Below are 7454 nucleotides of genomic sequence, written 5' to 3' on the forward strand. Positions count from 1 at the left end.
GTATGGATAGGGATACTGCCGAACCCGACGCGGACGCGCTGCCGGGGCCGAACGCCGAGCGCTGGGTAAACTTCCACGGGGAGCACGCGGCACCGAGCGAGTATTCCCACGAGTTCGTCTGGGACGTGACTGCAGAGGCCGACGGGCCGTTCGTGACCGACGTCGACGGGAACGTCCTGCTGGATTTCACCTGCCACATCGGGGCGGCGCCGCTGGGGTACAACAACGAGAAGGTGCTCGGCAAGCTCCGGGAGTTCGACCTCGTCGAGCCGATGAAGATCGCCGGCCAGGACATGTACTTCGGGTCGGGACCGGACCCCGAGGACGCGCCAGTCCCCGGGTCGAGCCACCTGATGGCGAAGCTGACGGAGGTTTCGAGCCAGTACGGGATGGACACGGTCTTCCTCTCGAACTCGGGCGCCGAGGCGGTCGAGAACGCGATGAAGATCACCCACGACGCGACGCCGGCCGCCAAATACGGCTACGCCTTCACCGGCAGCTTCCACGGACGGACGCTCGGGACGCTCTCCGTCACTCGGTCGAAGGACGTCTACACCCGCAATTATCCGGAGATTGCCGGCATCCGGACGGTCCCGTTCTGTGCCGACCGCGGCTGCTCGCCGGCGACCTGCGAATGCGGGTTCTTCACCGGCGACGGCGCGGGGTCACAGCTTCGGAACGCGCTAGCGCCCGAGGGCGGCCACGTCGATCCCGCCGAGATCGCGTTCTTGATCCTCGAGCCGATCCAGGGCGTCGGCGGCTACCGGTTCCCGAGCGAGGCGTTCATGGCGGAGGTCGGCGCCGTCAGCGACGAGTACGACATCCCGCTCGTCGTCGACGAGATTCAGTCGGGGATCGGCCGGACCGGAGAGATGTGGGCCATCGACCATTACCCGGTTAAACCCGACGTCATCGCGAGCGCGAAGGCGCTGCGCGTGGGCGCGACGATCTCCCGGTCGGAGGTCTTTCCAAGCGAGAAGAACCGCCTCGGCTCCACCTTCGGCGGTGGCGACGTGCTCGCCTCGATGATGGGTACCTTCACGCTCGAGGCGATCGAGGACCACGATCTGCTCGCGAACGCGACCGACCGCGGTCGACAGGCGCAGGAACTGCTCGGGGACGACGCGCCCGCGTCCGTCGTGGACGTCCGCGGGAAGGGCCTGATGCTCGCGGTGGAGTTCGACACGGCCGACCGCCGCGACGCCGTCGTCGCCGCGGCGCTTGAACGCGGCCTGCTCACGCTCGGCTGCGGGAAGAAGACGATCCGGCTGCTCCCCCCGCTCGACTCGACCGAACGGGAGATCGAACTCGGCGTCTCCATCTTCCTCGAGGCGATCGAGGCCGCCGGCACCGCGACCGCGGCGACGGCGTAGGGTTCGTCCGCCGACGAACGCTCGCGATTTATAAGGCGACAAGGGACCAGCCGCTCCAGTTTATAAACCGGTGGGCGTTCCGGACTGCGGTACGTGTGGCACGCATCGCGGAGGCCGACGGCTTCGGGGTGAACCGTCCGATGCGGGACGACCCCCGAGCCACCGGCCCGGTGGCGCCTCACGCCACCTGTTCACTGTTCCGGAACGTGACCGTCGTGTCGTCCGATTCGACGGTCGTTTGAATGGTGATCCAGCCATCATTCCGGTCGACTGCCCGTGCCTCCTGCAGCGAGAGCTCGACGCGCTCGGTCGTCGTGTGTGACGCGCCGGCCTCGAGCGTGCCGACGTCCGCGGTCCCCTCCCAGACGACGTCGTTCGCGTCGGTGTTGTCCTCGCCGGCGAAGATCCGGATGTACGTCGTGATGCCGGTCGCGGTCTCGTCCTGCTCGTTGTACAGTGTCGCGGTGACGTCCCGACAGGTCGTCCCGCACTCTTCGGTCTCGTCGATCGTGAACGAGAACGGATCCGTGTCGGCGGACGACGTCGTGGTCGACCCGTCATCGTCGTCCACCGGCTGCTCCGTGGCGGGCTCCTCCGTGGGGAACTCCTCGATGGACTCGCCCGAATCGCTCCCGGGGACGGGGCCAACGCCGGTGTACACCATCGCTCCGACCGCGATGGCGAGACCGAGCACGACGAGTCCGCCGGCGATACCGTGTTTTCGGTTCATTCGGGGCTCGCGCTCCGGGTGCTACCCGTCCTCGTACTCGACCGTGATCCCGTCGGGAACCGGCTGGAGGAGGTACTCGTCGGTTTGTCCACGGCGAACCGGAGTGAAGTCGGCGGTGAAGACCGTGCGGGCGTCCGCTCGGATCTCGAACTCCCGGTTGAACGTGAGCGGCGCCTCGCCCGGGACCTCGACGGTGGTCGAGTCTCCCCCGTCGAGCGTCGCGTCGACGCCGTCGGTGTCCAGCTGGAGGAACTCGTAGGTGGCGACGTCGATCTCGCGCTCGTCGACCAGCTGCGTGCTGTCGCCCTGCAAGTCGACGAGGTCAGCCTCCTGCGGCTCGTCGAACTCGTAGTACTCGCGGCCGGACTCCTCGTCCGCATCGGCTTCGGTCCCGGCGTCTTCAGTTCCGGCGTCTTCAGTTCCGGCGTCTTCAGTTCCGGCGTCTTCAGTTCCGGCGTCTTCGGTCCCGAGCCACATCCCGACGATGGTGACGACACACGATTCGAAGTCCGCAATGTCGCCCGGCTGGTCGGTGACCTGCGCCGCGAGCGTCCCGGTTTCGCCGCCGCCGAGACACCCCGCGAACCCGATCGTTCCCGCCGTCGCCGCGCCCGTGAGATACGTCCGTCTGTCCATTGGTAACTTGCTCATATGTATTTCCCTGTGGATGTCTTATCTGAAGGACTGAAACTATGCCGACCCCTCGACGCCGTCAGTATCGTCGTTTCCGTTTACGTCACTATCTTCGTTCCCGTCGGCATTACCATCGTCGTTCTCGGTGGCACCGTCAGCGTTTCCGTCAGCCGCATCCTCACCCGACAGCAGGTCACTCAACGAGCCCCCGAGCCCGTCGCTCGAGCCGTTCAGGAACGAATCGATGGTGTCGTGGATCTCGCCCACCCGGTCGGGAGCCTGTTCGGGCAGACCGTCACTCGGTCCGACGCCGTCCGCGGTTTCAGTGCGCTCGTCGGCGTTTCCTGCACGTTCGTCGGCATCCCCGTCGTGTTCCTCGGTCGCGTTCTCACCGTCGTGCTCCTCGGTCGCGTTCTCGTCGTGTACCGTCTCGTTCGGCGCGGCAGCGTCAGATGCTGCCTGGTTCGATGCGCTGTGCGCGTTCTGCTCCGCCGGATCGGCCGGACTGGCGGCACCGACTGCCGCCACGCCGCCGATCAGGAACATCGCCGCGATCGCGATCGTGATGGGTCGTTTCACGTTCATTGCACTCGCCGCTCGGACGGCCACCCTCATAAGGAGGTGAAGACGTGAACCCGATTTCAGGCGGTTGAGGGACCGTTTACTCCGAATTAAGCCGGATAAAATGAATGAACTGGCGCCATCTCGCCCGTTCCGGATCCCGGCCGTCAACCGAGCGACTGGGATCGTCGCGCGTGCGTCGGTCGCTCGTCGGGAGTGATCGACCATCGACCGAGAAGGGCTTTCCGGCCGGTTTGACGCTCGGCTACTGACTCCCGACCGGCGGATCGCGGTCCACCAGCGACTCGTCGGCCACCTCGACCGCCTCCAGCGACGCGAGCGCGTCCAGGACCTCACGCAGGTGTTTCGGGCCGCTTCCCTCGATGCCGACCGTTACGGGGACGCGATTCGGTCGGTCGACGGCACTCCGATCGTCGCGCTCGAGGCCGTCCAGCTCGGCACCGTGGGACTCGATCGCCTCGGCGACGTCGGCGATCGCGGTCGGCCAGCCGTCGACGTGGAGGCGCGCCTCGGCGTAGCGTCCCAGCTCGATCAGGCCGGTCCGCGTCAGTTCGGCGTGTTCGGTGAGATTCACGTTCCCGCCGGAGACCACCGCGGCGACGTGTTCGTCGGTCACGTCGAGAGCGTCGGAGAGCAGCGCGGCGACCGGCGCGGCGCCGGCCGCCTCCGCGACCGTCTTGGCGCGTTCGGCCAACAGGGTGACGGCGACGGCGATCTCGTCGTCGGAGACGGCGACCACGTCGTCGACGCGTTCCCGGAGCACGGTCCACGTCCTCTCGAGGAGCCGGGTGTCCGCGATCCCCTCCGCGACCGTGTCGACGGCCGGCAGCTCGTGGATCGCGCCGCGTTCGAGGGAGGGCTTGGCGTGGAGGGCCCCCTCCGGCTGGACGCCGATCACGCGAACGTCGTCGTCGATCGCCGATTCGGCGGCGTCGCCGCACAGCGCGGTGGCGATGCCCGAGATGAGCCCGCCGCCGCCGATCGAGACGAGAACGGTGTCGACGTCGGGCAGTTGCTGGGCGATCTCCATACCGACCGTCCCCTGCCCGGCCATGATCGCGGCGTCGTCGAAGGGGTGGACGAAGGTGCGGCCGGTCTCCTCGGCTCGCTCGAGCGCGTGCTCGTAGGAGCGCTCGTAGATGTCGCCCTCGACGATCACCGTCGCGCCGTATCCCCGCGTCGCCTCGATCTTGGAGGCGGGCGTCACCTCGGGGACGACGATCTCCGCGTCGATCCCGAGCAGGTCGCCCGCGAGCGCGACGCCCTGGGCGTGGTTTCCCGCGCTCGCGGCGATGACGCCCGCCTCGCGCTCATCGGGCGAGAGCTGTGCCATCGCGTTGTACGCGCCGCGGATCTTGAACGACCCCGTCCGCTGGGTGTTCTCGAGTTTGAGCCCGACCGACGCGGCACCGCTGGCATCGGCGAGCGTGGTCGAGCCGTCGAGTGGCGTTCGGTGAACTATGTCGGCGATCCGGTCGTGAGCCTCCCGGACGTCCCCTGCCGTGATGACGTCCGCGGCGGTGGAGTCGTCCGCGACGGTTGGGCCGTCCGTGGCGGGTGTCACTCCCTCGTCGGTCATCGATCGTCCTCGCCGGCGAACGCGTCCTCGACGCCGCGGATCGCCTCGGTCAGCACGTCGGTCCCGATCCGGAGGCTGCGCTCGTCGACGTCGAAGGTCGGCGTGTGGTGGCCCGTCGGATGGTCCGTCCCCACGATCAGGTAGGACGCGAGCCCGCCGTGCTCCTGGACCCGCTTCATCAGGAACGTCGCATCCTCGCTGGCGCCGAAATCGGCGGTCGGAACGACCTCGGTGACGCCGTCGATCCCGTCGGCCACGTTCGCGACGTGGTCGACCAGTTCGGGGTCGCTGTCGGCCCGCGGTGATTCGCTTATTACGTCGATATCGACCGTACAGCCGTGCATCGAGGCGGCGCTCCGGAGGGTCCGCTTCAGCCGGCCCTTCATATACTCCATCAGCGCGGTCGTCTCCCCGCGCGCCTCCGCCTCGAGGTGTGCGTGATCCGCGATGACGTTGCTCGCCGTTCCTGACTCCGCCCGGCCGATGTTGACGCGGGTCATTCCGTCAGCGTGTCTGGGGATCGCGTACGCGTTCTCGATCGCCGCCCCGAGCGCCTGCATCGCGTTGTCGCCCTCGTTCGGCGTCTTGCCGGCGTGCGTCGAGGTCCCCTCGATCGTCGCGTCGACGTGGCACATCGCAAGCGGGCGCTCGATCCCGGCGACGACGCGCCCGGTCGGGTGGTCCAGCCCGACGTGGACCGCAAAGAGGTACTCGAGGTCCTCGATGTAGCGGCTCTGAGCCATCGGATGCCCCCCGCCGCCGGCCTCCTCGGCGGGCTGGAAGAAGACGACGAGTCGGCCCGAAAAGTCGCTCGCCTTGATGGCCTCGATCGTCGAGAGGCCCCAGGTCATGTGCGCGTCGTGCCCGCAGGCGTGCATCGTCCCGTCGATCTCCGACCGGAATTCCTCCTCGACGGGGACGTGACCCGGATCGTCGGATTCGGTGATGAACAGGCCGTCGATGTCGACCCGGAGGCCGACCGCGGGCCCGTCCCCACACTCGAGGACGGCGACACAGCCCGTGACGCCGCCGGCGGTCTTCTCGAGGATCTCCTCGTCGGCGCCACGCTCTCTGGCGCGGTCGGCCCACTCCGCGATCGACGCCTCCTCGGGGACGGCCATCCTGTCGGCGGGGTCGTAGGCGTCGCAGCCGATCGCGAGCTCGTCGACGCCGATGTCGCGGAGTTCCTCGACGAGCCGGTGGGTCGTGTAGAACTCCCGCCAGGCGGGTTCCGGATGGCGGTGGAATCCTCGGCGCAGCGAGACGAGTTCGTCGACGGCGTCAGTGGCGTGGGTGGACATGGGTGCGCCTACCACGTGGATGGACTTAATAATACACAATTCCCGTTGACGGAGAATACATAAAAGGATAAGTCGACCCCCGCGGGATCGATACGTATCCGACCCGAATCCACCATGACCGAGGAACCAGATGTCGTCGTCCTCCGCGAGGGGACGGAAGGACTGTCGATGGAATCGTACGCCGAAACGCTCCGCGAGCGCCTGCCCGAGTGCACGGTCGCGCTCGCGCGAACGCCGGCCGAAGAGCGGGAGCTGATCACGCAGGCACGCGTCGTGACGGGGATCACGATCGACGAGGACCTGCTCGAACGGGCCGACCGCCTCGAGCTGTTCGCGTGCACCTTCGCCGGCACCGATCACGTGCCGATGGCCGCCCTCGCCGAGCACGGCGTGGCGGTGACGAACGCCGGCGGGATCCACGCGCCCGGCATCGCCGAGCAGGCGATCGCCAACATGCTCGTGTTCGCCCGCCGCCTCCACGAGGGGTGGCGCCGGAAGGCGAACGGCGAGTGGCGCCACTTCCAGTCCCACGAGTTCACCGACAGCACGGTGACGATCGTTGGACTTGGATCGATCGGCCAGGCGGTCGTCCAGCGCCTGCAGGGCTTCGAGGTCGAGACGATCGGCGTGCGCTACACGCCCTCGAAGGGCGGCCCGACTGACGAGGTCGTCGGCTTCGAGACGGACGCGATCCACGACGCGTTCTCACGCAGCGACTACGTCGTGATCGCCTGCCCGCTCAACGACCTCACGCGCGGGCTGGTCGGTCCGGACGAACTCGCCACGCTGCCGCCGAACGCGGTCGTCGTCAACGCCGCCCGCGGCGGGATCGTCGACACCGACGCGCTCGTCTCGGCGCTGCAGTCGAGCGGGATCCGCGGAGCCGCCCTCGACGTCACCGACCCCGAACCGCTCCCGAGCGACCACGTCCTCTGGGACCTGGAGAACTGCCTCATCACGCCCCACACCGGGGGACACACCCCGAAACACTGGGACCGGCTCGCGGACATCGTCGCCGCGAACGTCGAGGCCCTCGAGACCGGCGGCGACCTCACGAACCGCGTTCGACCGCCGAACGACGACTGATCGGCCGCCGAACGCGCGGTCGCGAGCGGTCGCCGGAATCGGACGTGCGTGTTGAGTTCTTGACATCCTCCCCGCCCTGAAGGGGCGGGGATTCCTCGCGCTGGGGGTCTCGGCTCATGCCGAACCCCCACGGAGGCAACTTTCTCCTACGCCGACCGTAGGATACTCTG

General features: G+C 68.0%; 7 protein-coding genes. 2 read left to right on the forward strand and 5 right to left on the reverse strand.

Annotation, left to right across the window (positions count from 1 at the left end):
• Positions 1 to 2: 2 nt before the first annotated feature.
• A complete protein-coding gene (locus OQF70_RS06905; RefSeq protein WP_280536645.1) occupies positions 3 to 1373 on the forward strand; it encodes an aminotransferase class III-fold pyridoxal phosphate-dependent enzyme in 1371 nt (456 codons plus the stop codon).
• 178 nt (positions 1374 to 1551) lie between these two features.
• Here OQF70_RS06905 and OQF70_RS06910 read toward each other — a convergent pair whose 3' ends face one another.
• From OQF70_RS06910 to OQF70_RS06930, 5 genes are all read right to left on the reverse strand, one after another.
• Positions 1552 to 2103: a hypothetical protein gene (locus tag OQF70_RS06910; protein ID WP_280536647.1), complete on the reverse strand. Its 552-nt coding sequence runs from the start codon at positions 2101 to 2103 to the stop codon at positions 1552 to 1554.
• 21 nt (positions 2104 to 2124) lie between these two features.
• Positions 2125 to 2754: a DUF4382 domain-containing protein gene (locus OQF70_RS06915; protein ID WP_280536648.1), complete on the reverse strand. Its 630-nt coding sequence runs from the start codon at positions 2752 to 2754 to the stop codon at positions 2125 to 2127.
• Positions 2755 to 2793: 39 nt separating this feature from the next.
• Positions 2794 to 3321, reverse strand: coding sequence for a hypothetical protein (locus tag OQF70_RS06920; RefSeq protein ID WP_280536650.1), 528 nt, complete (start codon positions 3319 to 3321; stop codon positions 2794 to 2796).
• Between the two features lie 241 nt (positions 3322 to 3562).
• Positions 3563 to 4897, reverse strand: a complete 1335-nt coding sequence (gene ilvA / locus OQF70_RS06925) for a threonine ammonia-lyase (RefSeq protein WP_280536652.1) — start codon at positions 4895 to 4897, stop codon at positions 3563 to 3565.
• Positions 4894 to 6198: an amidohydrolase gene (locus OQF70_RS06930; protein ID WP_280536653.1), complete on the reverse strand. Its 1305-nt coding sequence runs from the start codon at positions 6196 to 6198 to the stop codon at positions 4894 to 4896. Before OQF70_RS06930 ends, ilvA begins: the two co-directional genes overlap by 4 nt.
• 114 nt (positions 6199 to 6312) lie before the next feature.
• Here OQF70_RS06930 and OQF70_RS06935 point away from each other — a divergent pair, with 114 nt between their 5' ends.
• Entirely contained in the window at positions 6313 to 7284 is a 972-nt protein-coding gene (locus OQF70_RS06935; RefSeq protein ID WP_280536654.1) for a D-2-hydroxyacid dehydrogenase, read from the forward strand.
• The last annotated feature ends 170 nt before the right edge of the window (positions 7285 to 7454 follow it).

Origin of the sequence: Halopenitus sp. POP-27 (assembly GCF_029889855.1) — an archaeon.
In the GTDB taxonomy this organism is placed as follows: Archaea; Halobacteriota; Halobacteria; order Halobacteriales; family Haloferacaceae; genus Halopenitus; species Halopenitus malekzadehii.

Excerpts from the sequence above, each read along its gene's own strand:
- OQF70_RS06905 (WP_280536645.1), top strand. The coding sequence starts at position 3 with ATGGATAGGGATACTGCCGAACCCGACGCGGACGCGCTGCCGGGGCCG.
- OQF70_RS06910 (WP_280536647.1), bottom strand. The coding sequence starts at position 2,103 with ATGAACCGAAAACACGGTATCGCCGGCGGACTCGTCGTGCTCGGTCTC.
- OQF70_RS06915 (WP_280536648.1), bottom strand. The coding sequence starts at position 2,754 with ATGAGCAAGTTACCAATGGACAGACGGACGTATCTCACGGGCGCGGCG.
- OQF70_RS06920 (WP_280536650.1), bottom strand. The coding sequence starts at position 3,321 with ATGAACGTGAAACGACCCATCACGATCGCGATCGCGGCGATGTTCCTG.
- ilvA (WP_280536652.1), bottom strand. The coding sequence starts at position 4,897 with ATGACCGACGAGGGAGTGACACCCGCCACGGACGGCCCAACCGTCGCG.
- OQF70_RS06930 (WP_280536653.1), bottom strand. The coding sequence starts at position 6,198 with ATGTCCACCCACGCCACTGACGCCGTCGACGAACTCGTCTCGCTGCGC.
- OQF70_RS06935 (WP_280536654.1), top strand. The coding sequence starts at position 6,313 with ATGACCGAGGAACCAGATGTCGTCGTCCTCCGCGAGGGGACGGAAGGA.